This is a genomic window from Achromobacter sp. 01N37, from assembly GCF_056399725.1.
The window spans coordinates 568,162-585,399 of sequence record NZ_JBFTRX010000003.1 but is presented as its reverse complement, the minus strand read 5'-3'; the positions used below and the strand labels follow the sequence as shown (position 1 = coordinate 585,399).

Below are 17,238 nucleotides of genomic sequence, written 5' to 3'. Positions count from 1 at the left end.
GCCAGCGTCAGGCGGCCAGACTGGCGTCAATCGGCGGGCCATCGTTGAGTTCGACCAGGGCGTCCAGCGCTACCGCGCCCTGCCCCGCCGCACCCACCAGTACCGGATTGATGTCGATCGAGGCCAGGCGGGCGCCCGCCGACAGTGCATAGCGGCCCAACGCCACCGCTTGGTCCGCCAAGGCCGGAATATCCGCAGGCGGATCGCCTCGCACGCCTTGCAGCAACGTACCGATGCGCAGGCCACGCAGTTTTTCGACGACCTGCGCCGCATCGAACGGCGGCATCAGTACGGCTACGTCTTGCAGCGCTTCGACGTACTTGCCGCCGCTGCCGATCATGACGACGGGTCCCAGCACCGGGTCCACGCGTGCGCCAAGCGCGCATTCGTGCAGACCGCGCTGCATGCGGGCCACGAGCCACACGCCATCGCGCACGCCCAGTTCAGCCAGGGTGCCGGCCTGCTCCGCCAAGGCCTTGCGCAGCGCGGCCTCGTCGTTCAGACCCAACGCCACCAAGCCGTGTTCGGACTTGTGGGGCAACTGGGCTGAACACGCCTTCAGCGCCACTGGCACGCCGATGCGCCGCCACGCCGCAACGGCCTCATCGGCATTGGCGCAGATGGCGTGTTCGACAACAGCCAGCCCGTTCTGCGCCAGTAGCGCCAGACTCTGTGCTTCCGACAGAAAACCTCCGGGTGCGCCGGGCGCCGGGTCGGCTGCTTGTTCGCTGCCGGGCATGCCTGCGGCGACATCGCGCTCGTGCAGACGGCGCAGCCAAAGCAGCGCGGCCATTGCATCCATGGCCTGCAACTCGTCGGCGTATACCGGCAGGCCTTGGCTGCGGAACGTTTTCGCCACGTTGTCCTGCCACGCCACAATGGCGACCGGTTTGGAGGCCTTGCGCGCAAAGGCTGCCGCGTCGGCGGCGAACGATTCCACGTCATAACCGCGCCCCGCTACCGGGATATCCAACAGGAACATGTCGGCCGCGGGGTCCGGGCCAATCACTGGCAACACCTGCCCGAACAGACCATTGTTGGACAACAGCGCGGCGGTAATGTCCACGGGGTTCACGGTGGTGGCGTAACCCGGCAGGCGCTCGGCCAGCGCCTGTTGGGTGGCCTCACTTAACGGCGCGATCTCAAGGCCGCGCTCGGCGGCGGCGTCCGACGCCAGCACGCAGCTGGCGCCCGAATTGCTGACCACCACCACGCGCGGGCCCCGTGGCAATGGGCTGCGCAGCGCCAGTTCGGCATAGCGCACCAGCTCCTGTGGATCGCGCGCCCGCAGGATGCCGTGGTGCTCAAGGAATGCATCCACCGCCCGGTCCTCATTAGCCAAGGCGCCGGTATGCGATGCTGCGGCGCGCGCGCCGGCCTCGGACCGGCCCGACTTGACCACGATCAGCGGCACGCCACGCGCGCGCGCCAGCGCGGCGGCCTCGGCCAGCGGCCCCGCTTCGCGCAGCGATTCCAGGTACAGCAGCACGATGCCCACTTCCGGATCGCGCAGCGTCGCGCAAGCCAGTTCCGCCACCGACACGTCGGCCTCGTTACCGGTGGCGTGCACATGGCGCACGCCGATGCCGCGCTGGCGCAGCAGGCCGTACACCATGGCGCACATGCCGCCGCTTTGGCTGATGACCGCCACCGGGCCGTCGGCCGGCTCAACCTCAAGAAACATGGTGGAGAAGCTGGCGATCGCGCCATTTCCAAAATTGGCCAAACCCTGTGAATTAGGGCCGACGATGCGCAGGCCCGCCGCGCGTGCGCGCCCCGTCATCGCATCCTGCAACGCGCGCCCGGCCGGGCCGGTTTCCGAGAACCCGGCCGAAATGACGATGGCCGCCGACACGCCCAGCGCCGCGCATTGGTCCACGGCTTGCACCGCCTGTTCTCCCGCCACCGCCACAATCGCCAGGTCTGGCGCGGCGGGCAGCGCGGCCAGATCGGGCCACGCTGTTTCACCCTGAACTTGCGTGCGTTGCGGATTGATCGGGTACAGCGTGCCCGCATAGCCGTGGCGGCGCATGTAGTGAATGGGCCGGCCGCCGATCTTGTCGGGGTTGTCGGAGGCGCCAACAATGGCGATCGAGGCCGGGTCGAGCAACCGTGCAAGGCCGGTATCCATGGTGGATACAGAAGTCATGAAACTCCCCTGATTAGGATGAATGCGTGCCCGGGCGGTCAGTTGACCGTTGCCCCTGACGTTTTGACGACCTTGGCCCATTTGCCCACCTCGGCATCCAGAAAGCCGGCCGTGTCGGCGGGCGACATCCATGCCGATGCGAAACCCTGGGCCGCGAATTTCTGTTTGATGTCGGGGCGCTCCAGCACCTTATGCAAGGCGGCGCTAAGGCGTTGCACGACAGGCGCGGGCGTGCCGGCGGGCGCCAACAACCCATTCCAGGCGGTGGCTTCATAACCCGGCAATCCCGCTTCGGCCACGGTAGGCACATCCGGCGCGGCGGGTGAGCGCGTGGCGCCCGTGATGGCCAGCGCCTTGAGCTTGCCGCCCTGCACATAAGGCATCGACGACAGCATTGTGTCGAACATGACGTCTGCCTGGCCGCCCATAACGTCCGTCAGTGCCGGCGCACTGCCCCGGTATGGCACGTGCACCATGCGCACGCCAGCCATGGCGTCAAACAGCTCGGCGGCCAGATGGGTGGACTGCCCATTGCCCGACGAGGCGAAGCTGAGTTTGTCGGGCGTGGACTTGGCCAGCGCAATCAGTTCGCGCACATTCGAGGCCGGCAGATCGGGCCGGGCGACGATCACCAGCGGGCCTTTGGTCAGCAGCGACAGGGGCGCAAAGCTCGTGCGCGTGTCGTAGTTCAGATTCTTGAACAACGACATATTGATGGCATGCGCTGTCGTCGCCAGCAACAAGGTATAACCATCCGGCGTGCTCTTGGCGACCATATCGGCGCCGATGTTGCCCCCCGCACCGGAACGGTTATCGACGATGATGGTTTGCTTCAATTCATCACTCAGGCCCTGCGCCACCACGCGGGCCACGATGTCGGTTGGCCCCCCTGGCGGGTACGGCACGACCAGCGTGATGGATTTTGCGGGCCAGTCCTGAGCGGCCGAAGCGGCGGATGCCACCACGGAAAGCGCGGCCAGGGCCGTGCGCCATGCTGCGATTGCGCGCATGATTGTCTCCTCCGTCTTGCGGATATGTTGTTTTGCGGAACGTGTGGATACCGGCGGCGCTTCAAGGCGGCCGGCGCGCCTTGAAACCGAGCAGCTCGCGGCCGTCGATGCTGATGGCGCGGCCGACAACGTCCTGGCCAATCTCCACGCCGGCATCGGCATGGCCCATCAACACCGCGCCTTCTTCCAGGCGCACCAGCACTAGCGTGTAAGGCACATGCGCGCGCCAAAAGGCGTCAGGCGCACGATGTACATCCGACCGCGCCAGCACCACCCCCAACCCGCCGCTGCGCTGCCACTGCAAGGCAGTACCGCCGCAGGCTGCGCAGGCATAAGGGCGCAGGGCCCACCAGGCGCCGCAATCTCCGCAGCGCTGCAAATCGAGCAGGTCGTGCGCGTTCATCGGGCGTCCTCCGTTTGCAGCACAAGGCTGACATGGGCCGACAGCACGCCGCCATCGGCATGCACCAGTGCGCAGCGGCGCGGCCCGGCCTGGCGCGACGTTGCCCGGCCGGCCAGTTGCGTCCAGGCTTCGGCAATATGCGCCATCCCGCCGGCCACGCCCGAATGGCCGAACGACAGCAGCCCGCCGTGCGTGTTGAGCGGTAGCGCGCCGTCCGCATTGAAGTCGCCACGCCGCACGCGATCCGCCGCGCCACCGCGCGGGGCGAACCCCAGCTCTTCCAGCAGCATGGCAAGCGTGATGGTGAAGGAATCGTAGATCGCCAGGTAATCAATCTGTCCGGCCTCAATGCCGGCGTCAGTGCGGGCGCGTTGCCACGCGCGCGCGGCGCCCGTGTCCAGGATGTCGCGCAGCGCCGACAGATGCTGATGGCGGTGCGCTTGCCCCGCGCCGCTGATGCGCACCGGCCCGTCGTCGGCGCTGATCACCAGCGCCACTGCGCCGTCTGATATCGGGCAGCAGTCCAACAGGTGCAGCGGTGTCGCAATGGGCCGTGATGCCATCACCTGTTCCACGCTGACCACGTCGGTCAAGTGCGCGTGGGCATGGCGGGCGGCGTGGCGCCGCATCAGCACGGCGAATTCGGCCAGGTCTACACGGCGGGTGCCGGTGCGATGCATGTACTGCGACGCCAGCAACGCGTAGTACGCGGGCACCGACGCGCCGTTGGGCACTTCGGTTTCGGGCTCGCCCACCTGCGCCAGCGTCTGAATCGACGCGTCAACGGCCTGCCCCGTCAACCGGTTTTCACCCGCCACGACCAGCAGGCGGCGGCAACGGCCCGACCTGACCAATTCGCGAGCCAACATAACCATGGCCGCGCCGGTGGCGCCGCCCATCTGCATGCCATGCGCGTATTCGGGATCAATGCCCAGCTTTTCGCTCAGCAACGTCGCCAACATCAGATGCGGGTAGGTCGTGGCATAGCCGCACAGCACGCCATCGATATCGGCGCGGTGCAAACCCGATTGCACGAGCGCGCCATTGGCGGCGTCGGCCATCAGGTCCAGCGCCGAACACCCCTCGTGACGGCCAAACGGTGTGGTGGCGGCAGCAAGCAGATAGGCGTGGCGGCGTTCAGACATGGGGCATCCACGCGCGTTCGATGGCACGGGCCTCGGCATTCAAGGCGTGCGCCAGCTCCTCTTCGCGCGACGCGATGCGCTCGCTTAGCGCCGCTACGCTCAGCGCGGCAATAGCGCGTCCGCTGGGGCCGCGCACCGCCACACCCAGGCCGCCCATTTTGTCCACCACGACATCCAACAACATGGAATGGCCCACCTTCTGCGCCCGAGCCGTCATTTCCTGCATCACGCGCGCCGGATACCGCGGGTAGCGATCATGCAGCCATTGATGGATCGGCGGCAGCACCGCACGCGCTTCGTTCTCGTCCATTGCCGCCAGCAGCGCCAGGCTCCCGGCACCCACACCCAGCGGACGGCGGCTGCCCACATCCAGATAGTTCGCCCGTATCGGGTAGTCGCCGAAGCACAGATCCAGGCAGACGGATTCCCAGCCAGTCGGCATGGAAAGAATGACGGTGTCGCCAAATTTGCGGGCCAGGCGGATCAGCGCGGCGCGCGCCAGACCGCGCAAATCAAGCCCGTCAACCATCGCATGGTGCATGGCGTAAATCTGCGGACCCAGCATGTAATGCTTGCTGACCGGGTCTCGCTCGACGAAACCCTCAGCTTCCAGGTCCTTCAGAATGCGCAAGGCCGTGGACACATCCAATTGCGAAGCCTGCGAGATATCAGTCAGCCGTTGAACGCGCCGATTGGACAGGCTGGCCAACACGCGGCAGACCTTCTTGGTAGCGGAAACAACGCTCGTATCCTGTTGTGGCATGGCAGCGGCAAGGCCGGTTGGCTGAACATGGTCACAAGATAGGCACGCTGGGAACACGGGTAAAGTTGCGGCGCAACAAATTTTCGTCCAGCGAAAATGCCTGCGGGCGCTAGGCCAACCGTTATCCGTTGAAAATGGCCTGAAACGTCCTACCGAGCCCATTCGGACACCCGAACGCCATCCCCGCAAAGGAGTATCCTACGGCGCTTCGTCTCAGCCAGATTCACTCATCGCTATGCGCGGCAATCCCGACGCCAGACAAGGCGCCATTGCGTTGCACGGGTTCTACTTCCTGTATTACGGCTTGCAGGGTGTCAGTATTCCCTTTCTACCCCTTTGGTTCGCCAGCCGTGGGCTGGACCCCGCCACCATCGGGCTGATCGTCGCCACGTCTTTCCTGCCCAAGATTTTGTCGACGCCCGTGGTCGCGCATGTGGCCGACCAGACGGGCCGCGCCCATGCGCTGATTGCTTCGGCGCTGGCGGCGTCGCTGGTGCTGTTTGTCTGCTACCCGTTCACGCTGACGCCGGCGTGGCTGCTGGCTATCACGCTGCTGTTGAACGCCGTGTTTCCCGCCGTGCTGCCGCTGATGGACCGCATGGCGATCGCCAGCGGCCGTACGCAGGGCAATTCCTACACCATCATGCGGGCGTGCGGGTCGCTGGGCTTTGCGGTGGTCACCGTTGCGGGCGGCTATCTGATCAAGACGTTCGACACCAACTGGGTCATGTGGCTGTCGATCCTGCTGATCATCGCCTGCCTGGCCTGCGTGCGGCTGCTGCCGCAGGCCGCGCGCCCTGCCGCGGACGACGCGCCGGCAGAACGCGTGCGCCTGCCCATGCGGGAAGTGCTGCGCGACCGCCCGCTGCTGCTGTGCATTGCGGCGGCTTCGCTGGTGCAGGCCAGCAACGGCTTTCTGTATTCGTATTCCACGCTTTACTGGACGGCCAGCGGCCTGTCCACCGCGCTGATTTCCCTGCTGTGGGTGGTGGGCGTCAGCAGCGAAGTGCTGTTCTTTTTCCTGGCGCCGAAGATCCTGGCTCGCACGGGCGCGCAGTGGCTGATCATGGCGTCGGCGGTGATGACGGCCATCCGCTGGGCGGGCCTGTCGGCCACCACGGACCCCGCCTGGATCGCCGCGCTGCAACTGCTGCAATGCTTCACGCTGGCGGGCAACAACGCCGCCATCATGTGGTACATCACGCGCCACGTGCCGGCCGCGTGCAAGACGTCGGCGATCGCGCTGTATGCGCTGCTGTCCGGCGGCGTGTTCATGTTCGCCAGCATTCAGCTGGGCGGCGCGCTGTATCGCAGCTATGCGCCGGGCGGCTTCATGGTGATGGCGGTGTGTGCGGTGTGCGCAGTTCCGCTGGTGCTGTTTGCGGAGAGATTGCGGCGGGGGTGATGCGGCGGGGGTGATGCGGAGTTTGAAAACGCAATTTCCCAGACAGCGTCGGGGAAATTGCGGCGCGGAATCCACCCGGGAGAAACAGCGTACCGGCGCGACGGTGCCGGGGTGACAAAAAATTCCCACAAAAAAAGCCACCGTTCCCGGTGGCTTTTTCATGGTCATCAGCAGCAGCCGATCCGTTTCTTTCCGCCGTAGCGCGCGTCCTGGCGCTCGCGGAAGAATGCCTCGTAAGTCATCGGCTCCTGATCAGGATGGGTACGCCGCATATGCTCGACATACGTTTCGTAATCCGGCACGCCGACCATCAGCCGGAGCGTCTGCCCCAGGTAACGGCCGGCGGCGCCGGCTGCCGAACTCATGTTGGTAAACAGCATGCGGCGCCTCCCGGGGTCAGTCCGCGCCTGCCGGCATGGGCAGGGGCTCGTACGGCGTCTCGCGCGAGGTCGGCTTGTTCTCGGCGCGGGCGCGCCGCACCGATTTCACGCCGAACACCACGATGCTGACCACGACGAACATGAAGATCGCGCACAAGCCGGCGTTGATGTAGTCGTTCATCACGACGCGGCCCATCTCGGTCAGCGACTTGGCTGGCGCCAGCACCTGGCCTTGGTCAATGGCCGCGTTGTACTTGTTGGCGTGGGCCAGGAAGCTCACGCGCGGGTCGGCGTCAAACAGCTTCTGCCAGCCAGCGGTCAACGTGCATGCCAGCAGCCACAGCGTCGGCAGGATCGTGACCCAGGCGTAGCGGTCGCGCTTCATCTTGAACAGCACGACCGTACCCAGCGTCAGCGCAATCGCGGCGAGCATCTGGTTGGCGATACCGAACAGCGGCCACAAGGTGTTGATGCCGCCCAGCGGGTCGACCACGCCTTGGTACAGGAAGTAGCCCCAGGCCGCCACGCACAAGGCGGTGGCGATCAGGTTGGCGGGCAGCGAATCGGTGCGCTTGAGCGACGGGGCGAAGGTGCCCAGCAGGTCTTGCAGCATGAAGCGGCCGGCCCGCGTGCCCGCGTCCACGGCGGTCAGGATGAAGAGCGCTTCGAACAGAATGGCGAAGTGGTACCAGAACGCCATCATGCCCGGGCCGCCAATGGCCTGATGCAAGATGTGCGCCATGCCGACGGCCAGCGTCGGCGCGCCGCCCGCACGCGAAATGATGGTGCTTTCGCCCACGTCCTTCGCCGTCTGGATCAGGTCTTGCGGCGTGACCACAAAACCCCAGCTGGACACGACTTGCGCCACCTGGTCCGGCGTGGTGCCAATGACGGCGGCCGGGCTGTTCATGGCGTAGTAGATGCCCGGCTCGATCACGCAAGCCGCCACCAGCGCCATGATGGCCACAAACGATTCCATCAGCATGCCGCCGTAACCGATATAGCGGGCCTGGGTTTCGTTTTCGATGAGCTTGGGCGTGGTGCCCGACGAGATCAGCGCATGGAAGCCCGACACCGCGCCGCAGGCGATGGTGATGAACAGGAACGGGAACAGGTTGCCGGACCACACCGGGCCGGTGCCGTCCACGAACTGCGTCAGCGCGGGCATCTTCAGTTCAGGCGCCACAACCACGATACCGATAGCCAGACCCAGGATCGTGCCGATCTTCAGGAAGGTCGACAGGTAGTCGCGCGGAGCCAGCAGCAGCCACACGGGCAGCACGGCGGCGATGAAACCGTAGACGATCAGAATCCAGGTCAGGCCCTTGCCGTCGAAGTCGAACATCGGGCCCAGCACCGGGTGCGCGGCCACGTCCTGGCCGAACGTGATGGCGGCCATCAGGCCCACGAAACCGATGATGGACACTTCACCGATCTTGCCCGGACGGATGTAGCGCAGGTACACGCCCATGAACAGCGCGATGGGAATGGTGGCGGCCACGGTGAAGGTGCCCCACGGCGAATGCGTCAGCGCCTTCACCACGATCAGCGCCAGCACGGCCAGAATGATCACCATGATCATGAAGGCGCCAAACAGCGCGATCACACCCGGGATCTTGCCCAACTCGGACTTGACCAGATCGCCCAGCGAACGGCCGTCGCGGCGGGTCGAGATGAAGAGAATCGTGAAGTCCTGCACGGCGCCGGCGAACACCACGCCCGCCAGAATCCACAGCATGCCCGGTAGATAACCCATCTGCGCGGCAAGCACCGGGCCAACCAGCGGGCCGGCGCCGGCGATGGCCGCAAAGTGGTGGCCGAACAGCACGTGCTTGTTGGTCGGCACATAGTCCAGACCATCGTTGTGCTTCCAGGCCGGCGTCATGCGCGAGGCATCCAGCTGGAAAACGTTCTTTGCGATGAAGCGGCTGTAATAGCGGTATGCGATCAAATAGACGCACACGGCGGCAATCACCACCCATAGCGCGTTGATGGTCTCCCCTCTGGCCAGCGCCACGGTGCCCAGCGCAAACGCGCCCAGTACCGCAACCGCCAGCCAGACCAGGTGCTGACCCAGTCCCTTACTGCTGGTTTGCATAAGTGCTCCTCTTGCCTCCCGCCATGCTTGTGGCGTGAAACGCTTTTTTCGTCTCGCGGAAGGCAGACTCATTGTTGTGGGGTGGCGGGCGCGCAAGCGTCCGCGCTGCGTCCAATGGACGCGGGCGTTAGTATTTCGTTTTGCTCCGGGGCCAACAAGCGCGGAACTACGCAAACCGCGTACGTGTTACTACGCAATGCGCCGCAGCATATTTCTGTGGGAATCGTAAAATCGTCGTCATGAATCCCGTTTCCCCCTGGGGGACGCGGCTTGGTGCATCGCACCAATCTCCATCCGGGCTGAATCCCACGCCATGAAGCTCCGCCTGAAAATCCTGCTGCTTGCCGCGGTGCCTTTGCTGGTGGCCGTGGCCGCCATCACGGTGGCCGTCTACGTGCAGGGCCTGCAACTGGCCCAGCGCGAAAAGCAGGTTGTCGAAAGCGCCTGGCTGGCCAGCAAGGAAAGCGAGCTGCGCCACTACGTCAGCCTGGCCTACAGCGCGGTGGCCCCCTTGCAGGCGGCGGGCGACGACGAGGCCACCCGGCAACGGGCGCTGGATCTGTTGGCGCAAATGGAGTTCGGCCACGACGGCTACTTTTTCGTCTACGACCTGCACGGCAAGAACCTGATGCACCCGCGCCAGCCCGAACTGGTCGGGCAAGACCTCTGGGACTTGCGCGACACACGCGGCCAGGCCGTCATCCAGAACCTGTTGACGGCGGCCCGGCGCGGCGGCCAGCAAGGCGAAGTGGTGCATTACCTGTGGGAAAAGCCCTCTACCCATCAGACCGTAGAAAAGCTCGGCTACGTGGTGGTGCTGGACCGTTGGGGCTGGATGCTGGGCACCGGCATCTATCTGGACGACGTGGAGCAGGCGCTGGTGCGCATCGACGCCGCCGCGCAGGCGAACATTCGCAGCATGTTCGCCTGGGTGGCGGGCATTGCCGCCGTGTCCATCCTGGGCGTGGCCGCCTGCGGCCTGGCGCTGAACATCAGCGACCACCGCCAGTCCGACGCCAAGCTGCGGCTGATGGCCCAGCAGCTGGTGCGCTCGCAGGAAGAGGAGCGCGCACGGCTGTCGCGTGAATTGCACGACGGCATCAGCCAGGTGCTGGTGTCGATCAAGCTGTCGCTGGAGGCGGCGCGCGAACGGGTGCGGCAGGCGTTGCCCGGCGATCCGCAGACGCTCGCCCATATTGATAAGCCGCTGGGTGGCGCGCTGGACCGCTTGAATACCGCCGTGGGCGAAGTGCGGCGCATCTCGCACAACCTGCGCCCGACGCTGCTTGATGATCTGGGCCTGCCCGCTGCCCTGGAACACCTGGGCCGCGAGTTCGCCATCCCCAGCCCCGATGGCGCGCCGCCCCTGGCCGTGCGGCTGCACACCACCGGCCAGCCTGTGAAGCTGCCCGACGCCTACGCCACGGCGCTGTTCCGCGTCACCCAGGAAGCGTTGACCAACGTGATGCGCCACGCGGGCGCCTCGCGCGCCGAGATGACGCTGGCCTACAGCGCGCAAGACCTGCGCCTGACCATTTCGGACGACGGCCGTGGCTTTGACTACGCCGAGGTCCAGCAGGACCCCCGGCGTGGCATCGGCCTGCGCAACATGCGCGAACGCATGAACGCCCTATCGGGCAACCTGAGTTTTCATTCCAGCGCCCAAGGCACCACCTTGCAAGCCTGGCTGCCCCTGCCCGGCGCAGCCGCCCCTACCGCGACGACCCAAGCATGAACGACACCCCCGACGCCATCCGACTTCTGCTGATCGACGATCACCCCCTGGTGCGTGACGGTCTGCGCCTGCGCCTGGAAACCGTGCCGCGCCTGCGGGTCGTGGGCGAAGCGGGCAACGCCGCCGCCGCGCTCGCCTTCCTGGCCAACTGCCACGCCGAAGACCCGCAGGGCGACACCCTGCCCCATCTGGTGCTGATGGACTTGAACATGCCCGGCGTGGGCGGGCTGGAGCTGACGGCGCAACTGCATGAACGCTATCCGCAAATTGCCGTGCTGGTGCTGTCCATGCACGACAACCCGGAATACATGGTGCAAGCCGTGAAGGCCGGCGCCCGGGGTTATCTGTTAAAGGACGAGCCGGCCGAAGAGATCATTACCGCGATCAGCGCGGTGATGGAGGGGCGCAGTTATTTCAGCGCGGCGGCGGCGGTGCGGCTGTCGTCGGCAAGCGCGCCGGCCACCTTGCTGACCCAGCGTGAACGCGATGTGCTGCGCCACATCGCCAGCGGCCAGGCCAACAAGCAGATCGCCCACACGCTGGGCTTGTCGGTGCGCACGGTTGAAACCCATCGCCTGAATATCAAACGCAAACTGGGCATCGACGGCCAGGCCGAGCTGATCAAGTACGCCGTGGAGAACCGGGGGGTGTAGTCCCAGACCGCCCGCTGCCTGCCCCGTCGCCCGCCCTGCGGTAGACTTGCCTCCATTCCCGCGTCCCGGACGCGACACGACACAACAACACGCCACGATACGCGCGCTGCCCAGGAGTCCCCCATGTCATTGGAAAAGAACTACACCGAAATTCTCAAAGCGCTGGGGGAAGACCCGTCTCGCGAAGGGCTGGCCGACACGCCCGCCCGTGCGGCCAAGGCCATGCGCCACCTGTGCCGCGGCTACGCGCAGAACCTGGATGAAATCGTCAACGGCGCGCTGTTTACGTCCGACACGCGCGAAATCGTGCTGGTCAAGAACATCGAGCTCTACTCGCTGTGCGAACACCATATGCTGCCGTTCATCGGCAAGGCGCACGTGGCTTACCTGCCCGCGGGCAAGGTGCTGGGTTTGTCGAAGGTTGCCCGCATCGTCGAGATGTACGCGCGCCGTCTGCAAATCCAGGAAAACCTGAGCCGCCAGGTCGCCGAAGCCGTGCAGACGGTGACCGGCGCCGCAGGCGTGGCCGTCGTTATCGAAGCGCAGCACATGTGCATGATGATGCGCGGGGTGGAAAAACAGAATTCGTCGATGGTCACGTCGGTGATGCTGGGTGAATTCCACGAAAATCCTTCCACGCGCGCCGAATTCTTGAGCTTGATCCGTTGAGCTTCTGATCACCGCAAGACGCCAACACGGGCGGCAAGACCAAAAAGGTCTTGCCGCCCGTGTTGTTTAGGCTTCATTTGGCCTTCCTTTGGTCTTCCTTTGGTCTTAGTTTTCCACCTTGTCTTAGTGTTCCACTTGGTCTCAGATTTCCACTTGGTTTTAGATTTCCCCTTGGTCTGAGATTTTCCTTTGGTCTTAGATTTGCATTGAGCGGCGTATCACCTCCAATTCAATTCACAGAGATGCGCCCTGCTCTGCCCCCTGCTCTTTCGTTTACTGCCCGCTAAGCCGCAGCGCTTGAAAAACAAGGTGGCGCAATGCCACCGCATCACGAAAAAACGGTGCAGATCACCCTCAATTGAAACGCCGCAAATCCCGGTGGCAAGCGGCTGTTCTCGTCCGAACAGCGCGTGCACAGGCGCTTTACATTGAAGTTGTTCGCAGCCCCCTCACAATCATTACGCTGCGAACCGCGGCCAAGCGATCGGATTCCGCCACAGCCTCCGAAAGCAAACGTCGTGATGTCTGGTTGTTGTTTGCAGTTGCAGTTGTCGCAGCACGAACGGTGACGCCCGCCTTCCCCCCGATCTGGCGCACCGTCAGCAGCAGCTTTCCCCGGCCGGTCTGCCGGCTGGCCGGGGTATTTTTAATAGTCGTCTCATTCACAAAAGCGTTATTAGCAGTCAGCATGACGGGTCGCCTGGCTCGCCCGTTTTGACCGCTGTTTTTCGTCGCGCCAGTTCGTTTGCAGAATGCCGTCAGGCTGCTGGTCGCGCCTTTGCCCACAAGGCAAATCAACGGTGTCCATTCGATGCTGTCTCCCATGAAAGTTCTCGTAATCGACAATGACAATTCCTCGGCGCAGGCACTGCGCAACACCCTTGCCGAACACGGCCAGGTCGTCCACATTGCCGTCGATGGCGCTACAGGACTGCGCATCGCAAGAACCTTTCCCTATGATCTGATCCTGCTGGAAGTCCAACTTCCCGTCATGGATGGCTTCACCGTCTTGCGTGAACTACGCAAGGAAAGCAATGTGCCGGTGGTGATCGTGTCCTCTCGCGACGAACTCCAGGCCCGCGTGCAAGGCCTGAGCGAAGGCGCGGACGACTACGTCACCAAGCCCTACGCCACGTGCGAACTCGTCGCGCGCATGAAAGCCATCAACCGGCGAGCCGTTCCGCCGGACGAGCATTCGTCGCAGCATGTCTTGCGCGTAGGCGACCTTGAACTCCAGCTGCTCAGCCGCAAGGCTTTGCGCGAAGGCCAGCGCATCCGGCTCACCTCGATTGAGTTCGCACTGCTTGAACGGCTGATGCGCAAGCATGGCGAAGTGCAATCCCGGATGAATCTGGCGGCGCACGTGTGGGGTATCAACTTTGACCGCGGCACCAACGCCATTGACGTCGCGGTGCGCCGCTTGCGCATGAAGATGGACGACCCCTTCGAAACGCGCCTGCTGCATACCGTTTGGGGGTTGGGCTACATCATGGAGCAGCGGGACCCGCCGCAATAAAGATAAAAGGCTGAAAAGAAGAGGACCAAAAAGAAAGGGGCTGAATAAGCCCCTTTCTCTATTGGCTGCTAGGCCGCCTTGGCGCTGCGCTCCTCATGGGCCACCGGCGTGCGGGCGCGCAGAAAGCGGCCCGTGCCGGGCGCGGCCTGTACGCGCCTACCGTCATACACCAGCTCGCCGCGCCGCCATGTGCCGTACACATGCACGGAATGCGGCCGCCCGATGCTGGCCAGCGGCTGTACCGGCGACGGCCCCGGCGCCAGCACAACGAAATCGGCGTCCTTTCCGATATCGAAAGACCCTTTGCGGTCATCCAGCAGGAAATGCACCGCCGGGTTCAGGCAAAGCAGGCGCACGACAAGCGTGGGCGACAAGCCTCGGGCTTCGCAGCCGGTCCACAGTGTGGGCAGCAGCAGCTTGGGCCCGTAGTCGGGCGTGCGCCCCGGCCCTTGCAGCGTATCGTCCACGCGCGCGTGATAACCGGTCGACACGAACGTGCAGGCGTCATTCGCCAAGCGCCGCCAAAGCGCTTCAACCTCTTGGCGCGAGCGAAGCAAGGGATAGTCCTGCGCCGATCCGCCCAGCAAGGCCACGGCATCTTCGGTGCACAGCATCAGGCTGCGCAAGCAGGTTTCGATCATGACCCAATGGCCGGCCTTGCGGGTATGCGCGCAGAGCGCATGGCCTTGCTCGGACCAGACATCGGCCGCTTGCATCCGTACGCCCGCCGCGGCGCCAACCCGGCACAGCAAACGCGTCGTCAAGCCTTCGATCAGCGCAAGATTCGCCCGGGCCAGCACCTCTTTGCCGGGCTTTCCTGCGTCCAGCAGTTGGCGGGCGTTGCGGCCCGCGGTCAGGCGTGCGTGGTTGTGCATGCTGCATGCGAGCCCGAAGCGCGCGATGGCCTGAAAGGCCTTGATCAGATCGCTTTCATGGTGCGCAAAGCGAGACCGTTCAACCTCGAACGTGGGAATCGAGAACGCGCAAATGCCACCGTCCGCCAACGCTTTGGTGGCCCGCAGGCCATGCTCGGCGTTGAGAGTGCCGGCCACGGCCACGTCCACCTGCGCGCCCTGCTCGATGCGCGACACCATCGCGTCCAGTTGCGAACGGCTGGCAACGACTTCGGCATGCTCATAGGGCATGTCCACCAACGTGGTCACCCCGCCCGCGGCGGCCTCGCGGGACGCACGGCCGATGCCTTCGCCGTCGCCCCAGCCGCCAATGTAAGTTCGGCTGTCGATCGCGCCCGGCAGCACCCAAAGCCCGCGCGCATCGACATAGTCTCGCGCCGCAGGCGGGCTGTGGCTGCCCATCGCCGCGATTTTGCCGTCCACGACGCCCAACCAGCCGTCTTCAAGAATGCTGTCGGCTCCCACCAGCGAGCCGCGTATCACCAAGTCGAAGTCGCTCATATCAGAACACCTGCCAATCGTTGGTCAAATCAGGACCGGTGCTGGCCGCCCGGGCGCGCGGCAGCGCGGAGCGGCCGCCACGCGCAGCCGGCACGGGCATGACCGGGTCGGGCTCGCGCGGCACCGCCATATCAATAATGACGCGGGGCGCCACGGTAAAGACAGCCACGGTCTGCGCCAGCTTTTCCGCCTGATCGTGCAAGGCGCGCGCGGAAGCCGCCGCCTGCTCGACCAGCGCGGCGTTTTGCTGCGTGGCCTCGTCCATGCTCGACACCGCCAGATTGACCTGGTCGATGCCCTGCGCCTGTTCGCTGGAGGCCGCCGCGATTTCACCCATGATGTCAGTCACGCGATGCACCGCGGTTTCGATTTCGCGCATGGTCGCGCCCGCCAGCTCGACTTGCTGTGCGCCCGCCTGCACCCGGCCTGCGGAATCGGCGATCAGCTGCTTGATCTCGCGGGCGGCCGTTGCGCTACGCTGAGCCAGCGCCCGCACTTCACCCGCCACCACCGCAAAGCCCTTGCCCTGGTCGCCGGCGCGCGCGGCCTCTACGGCGGCGTTCAGCGCCAGGATGTTGGTCTGAAACGCGATGGCGTCAATCACCGACACAATGTGCGTGATCTTGGCCGAGCTGGCGCTGATGTCCTGCATCGTGCCAACCACGTCAGCCACCACGGCCGCGCCGCGCCCGGCCACTTGCGAGGCGCCTTCAGCCAGTTCGTTGGCGCGCTGCGCGTTGTCGGCGTTTTCTTTTACGGTGACGGCCAGCCGGCCCATCGACAGCGCCGTCTCTTCCAGCGTGGCCGCTTGCTGCTCGGTACGCGAGGACAACACGACATTGCCGTCCGCGATCTCGCGCGTGCCCACGCCAATCTGCTGCACGCTCTGGCGGACGGCGGCCACCGTCTTGGCCAGACTGGCCTGCATGCGTTGCAGCCCCAGAAAGAGCTGGCCGATCTCGTTGTGGGATTTGATCTGGATGTGATTGGTCAGGTTGCCGTCGGCAATGCTTTGGAAATGGCTGCCCGCGCGCAACAAGGGGCGCAGCACCGACCGGCTGACAAAGAGCGCCGCGCCGATGCTGAGCAGCACGGCGGCCGCCAGCAACCCCACAATCACCAGATTGGCGCGCAGGTGCCGGGTGGCGGCGGCGGCCACGAGCGCGTCTGTCCGGAGGTCGACAAGGTCCAGGTAAGCGGCCACTTGCGCGTCGAACGCCAGATGCGCGCTCTGGACGGCATCCATCTGCAAGGCGAACGCGCGGGCGTCCTGGCTGCGCATGGATTCGAATTGTTCGGCGGCCAACGCGTCGTAATGTTTGAACGCCGCCAGCACAGGCGCTGCGCGGGCTTCGCGCTCGGGGGTTCGAACTTCGCTGGAGAAGGCCTCGAACCGGCTGCGCGAGCGGCGCCACAACTCTTCCGCGCGCTCGGCGTCCGCAGCGCTTTCGCGCGTGCGGCCAACTTGGCGGTTGATCATGGCCGCGTCCATCGCCAGCCGCGCCCGCAACATCAAGGTGTAGGCCTCGTACGCAGGCACCACCTGGCTGGAGTACGCGTCATTGACCTGGCCCAGATTCGCGTTGCTGGAGCGCGTGTCCATCCAGGCGGCGCCGTTGGCGGCCAGCATGCCGGTAAAGAACAGCGCCAGCAAGATGCCAAGACAGGTGCGGACTTTTAGATTGTTGAACATACGACCTCTGCGTTTTTTTGCGGCGAAATCCGGCCGCCCAGATGGCGCGGCGGCGGTAAGCGCAGGCCGGACAAAAAGAATGTATGCCGGCGCCGCTAACAAATCGTTAACAAATGAATGACATTTCCGTCACCGGCCGACATGCGCAGTAGTGCTAAGCCAAGGCCGCCGACATGGCCCTCGGGCATTTGGCCGATACCTCGC

15 protein-coding genes are annotated in these 17,238 nt (G+C 65.0%); 5 read left to right on the top strand and 10 right to left on the bottom strand.

Translation table 11 applies throughout. The features are described from left to right. Positions 1 to 7 precede the first annotated feature (7 nt). The 5 genes from AC1DSJ_RS08850 to AC1DSJ_RS08830 all read right to left on the bottom strand — a co-directional run bounded on the left by AC1DSJ_RS08850 (position 8) and on the right by AC1DSJ_RS08830 (position 5,470). Positions 8 to 2,149, bottom strand: coding sequence for an acetate--CoA ligase family protein (locus AC1DSJ_RS08850; RefSeq protein ID WP_441371298.1), 2,142 nt, complete (start codon positions 2,147 to 2,149; stop codon positions 8 to 10). Positions 2,150 to 2,187: 38 nt separating this feature from the next. Next, a complete protein-coding gene (locus tag AC1DSJ_RS08845; RefSeq protein ID WP_441371297.1) occupies positions 2,188 to 3,159 on the bottom strand; it encodes a tripartite tricarboxylate transporter substrate binding protein in 972 nt (323 codons plus the stop codon). Between the two features lie 61 nt (positions 3,160 to 3,220). Then, positions 3,221 to 3,562, bottom strand: coding sequence for a Zn-ribbon domain-containing OB-fold protein (locus tag AC1DSJ_RS08840; RefSeq protein WP_346552009.1), 342 nt, complete (start codon positions 3,560 to 3,562; stop codon positions 3,221 to 3,223). Beyond that, on the bottom strand, positions 3,559 to 4,707 hold the full coding sequence (locus AC1DSJ_RS08835; RefSeq protein ID WP_342067243.1) for a thiolase family protein: 1,149 nt from the start codon (positions 4,705 to 4,707) through the stop codon (positions 3,559 to 3,561). The genes AC1DSJ_RS08840 and AC1DSJ_RS08835 overlap by 4 nt, the downstream gene beginning before the upstream one ends. Then, positions 4,700 to 5,470, bottom strand: a complete 771-nt coding sequence (locus tag AC1DSJ_RS08830; protein WP_342067242.1) for an IclR family transcriptional regulator — start codon at positions 5,468 to 5,470, stop codon at positions 4,700 to 4,702. The genes AC1DSJ_RS08835 and AC1DSJ_RS08830 overlap by 8 nt, the downstream gene beginning before the upstream one ends. Before the next feature lie 235 nt (positions 5,471 to 5,705). Between AC1DSJ_RS08830 and AC1DSJ_RS08825 the strand changes: the two genes are divergently transcribed. Then, the gene (locus tag AC1DSJ_RS08825) at positions 5,706 to 6,875 is read left to right on the top strand and encodes an MFS transporter (RefSeq protein ID WP_441371296.1); all 1,170 of its coding nucleotides are present in this window, start codon (positions 5,706 to 5,708) and stop codon (positions 6,873 to 6,875) included. A 167-nt stretch (positions 6,876 to 7,042) separates the two neighbouring features. On the opposite strand, the gene AC1DSJ_RS08820 is transcribed toward AC1DSJ_RS08825, so the two are convergent. After that, positions 7,043 to 7,255, bottom strand: a complete 213-nt coding sequence (locus tag AC1DSJ_RS08820) for a YbdD/YjiX family protein (RefSeq protein WP_156336810.1) — start codon at positions 7,253 to 7,255, stop codon at positions 7,043 to 7,045. A 16-nt stretch (positions 7,256 to 7,271) separates the two neighbouring features. Beyond that, the gene (locus AC1DSJ_RS08815) at positions 7,272 to 9,353 is read right to left on the bottom strand and encodes a carbon starvation CstA family protein (RefSeq protein WP_054425691.1); all 2,082 of its coding nucleotides are present in this window, start codon (positions 9,351 to 9,353) and stop codon (positions 7,272 to 7,274) included. A 313-nt stretch (positions 9,354 to 9,666) separates the two neighbouring features. On the opposite strand from AC1DSJ_RS08815, the gene AC1DSJ_RS08810 reads away from it, so the two are divergent. From AC1DSJ_RS08810 to folE, 3 genes are all read left to right on the top strand, one after another. Then, positions 9,667 to 11,088, top strand: coding sequence for a cache domain-containing protein (locus AC1DSJ_RS08810; protein WP_054425693.1), 1,422 nt, complete (start codon positions 9,667 to 9,669; stop codon positions 11,086 to 11,088). Continuing rightward, positions 11,085 to 11,741: a response regulator transcription factor gene (locus AC1DSJ_RS08805; RefSeq protein WP_342067239.1), complete on the top strand. Its 657-nt coding sequence runs from the start codon at positions 11,085 to 11,087 to the stop codon at positions 11,739 to 11,741. Before AC1DSJ_RS08810 ends, AC1DSJ_RS08805 begins: the two co-directional genes overlap by 4 nt. A 123-nt stretch (positions 11,742 to 11,864) precedes the next feature. Further along, positions 11,865 to 12,410, top strand: a complete 546-nt coding sequence (folE, locus tag AC1DSJ_RS08800) for a GTP cyclohydrolase I FolE (protein WP_054425697.1) — start codon at positions 11,865 to 11,867, stop codon at positions 12,408 to 12,410. A 423-nt stretch (positions 12,411 to 12,833) separates the two neighbouring features. On the opposite strand, the gene AC1DSJ_RS08795 is transcribed toward folE, so the two are convergent. Then, entirely contained in the window at positions 12,834 to 13,235 is a 402-nt protein-coding gene (locus AC1DSJ_RS08795; protein ID WP_156336812.1) for a hypothetical protein, read from the bottom strand. On the opposite strand from AC1DSJ_RS08795, the gene AC1DSJ_RS08790 reads away from it, so the two are divergent. Then, positions 13,234 to 13,926: a response regulator gene (locus AC1DSJ_RS08790; RefSeq protein WP_054425699.1), complete on the top strand. Its 693-nt coding sequence runs from the start codon at positions 13,234 to 13,236 to the stop codon at positions 13,924 to 13,926. The genes AC1DSJ_RS08795 and AC1DSJ_RS08790 overlap by 2 nt on opposite strands. A 68-nt stretch (positions 13,927 to 13,994) precedes the next feature. On the opposite strand, the gene AC1DSJ_RS08785 is transcribed toward AC1DSJ_RS08790, so the two are convergent. Further along, the gene (locus AC1DSJ_RS08785; protein ID WP_441371295.1) at positions 13,995 to 15,341 is read right to left on the bottom strand and encodes an amidohydrolase family protein; all 1,347 of its coding nucleotides are present in this window, start codon (positions 15,339 to 15,341) and stop codon (positions 13,995 to 13,997) included. 1 nt (position 15,342) lies between these two features. Next, positions 15,343 to 17,034 carry a methyl-accepting chemotaxis protein gene (locus tag AC1DSJ_RS08780; RefSeq protein ID WP_441371294.1) on the bottom strand — a complete coding sequence of 564 codons (1,692 nt, stop codon included), beginning with the start codon at positions 17,032 to 17,034 and terminating at the stop codon, positions 15,343 to 15,345. Between the last annotated feature and the right edge of the window lie 204 nt (positions 17,035 to 17,238).

Bases quoted from the DNA above. Each gene is read 5' to 3' on its own strand.
- AC1DSJ_RS08785 (WP_441371295.1), bottom strand. From the start codon at position 15,341: ATGAGCGACTTCGACTTGGTGATACGCGGCTCGCTGGTGGGAGCCGAC.
- AC1DSJ_RS08780 (WP_441371294.1), bottom strand. From the start codon at position 17,034: ATGTTCAACAATCTAAAAGTCCGCACCTGTCTTGGCATCTTGCTGGCG.
- AC1DSJ_RS08810 (WP_054425693.1), top strand. From the start codon at position 9,667: ATGAAGCTCCGCCTGAAAATCCTGCTGCTTGCCGCGGTGCCTTTGCTG.
- AC1DSJ_RS08795 (WP_156336812.1), bottom strand. From the start codon at position 13,235: ATGGGAGACAGCATCGAATGGACACCGTTGATTTGCCTTGTGGGCAAA.
- AC1DSJ_RS08790 (WP_054425699.1), top strand. From the start codon at position 13,234: ATGAAAGTTCTCGTAATCGACAATGACAATTCCTCGGCGCAGGCACTG.
- AC1DSJ_RS08830 (WP_342067242.1), bottom strand. From the start codon at position 5,470: ATGCCACAACAGGATACGAGCGTTGTTTCCGCTACCAAGAAGGTCTGC.
- AC1DSJ_RS08805 (WP_342067239.1), top strand. From the start codon at position 11,085: ATGAACGACACCCCCGACGCCATCCGACTTCTGCTGATCGACGATCAC.
- AC1DSJ_RS08840 (WP_346552009.1), bottom strand. From the start codon at position 3,562: ATGAACGCGCACGACCTGCTCGATTTGCAGCGCTGCGGAGATTGCGGC.
- AC1DSJ_RS08850 (WP_441371298.1), bottom strand. From the start codon at position 2,149: ATGACTTCTGTATCCACCATGGATACCGGCCTTGCACGGTTGCTCGAC.
- AC1DSJ_RS08820 (WP_156336810.1), bottom strand. From the start codon at position 7,255: ATGCTGTTTACCAACATGAGTTCGGCAGCCGGCGCCGCCGGCCGTTAC.
- AC1DSJ_RS08825 (WP_441371296.1), top strand. From the start codon at position 5,706: ATGCGCGGCAATCCCGACGCCAGACAAGGCGCCATTGCGTTGCACGGG.
- AC1DSJ_RS08845 (WP_441371297.1), bottom strand. From the start codon at position 3,159: ATGCGCGCAATCGCAGCATGGCGCACGGCCCTGGCCGCGCTTTCCGTG.
- AC1DSJ_RS08835 (WP_342067243.1), bottom strand. From the start codon at position 4,707: ATGTCTGAACGCCGCCACGCCTATCTGCTTGCTGCCGCCACCACACCG.
- AC1DSJ_RS08815 (WP_054425691.1), bottom strand. From the start codon at position 9,353: ATGCAAACCAGCAGTAAGGGACTGGGTCAGCACCTGGTCTGGCTGGCG.
- folE (WP_054425697.1), top strand. From the start codon at position 11,865: ATGTCATTGGAAAAGAACTACACCGAAATTCTCAAAGCGCTGGGGGAA.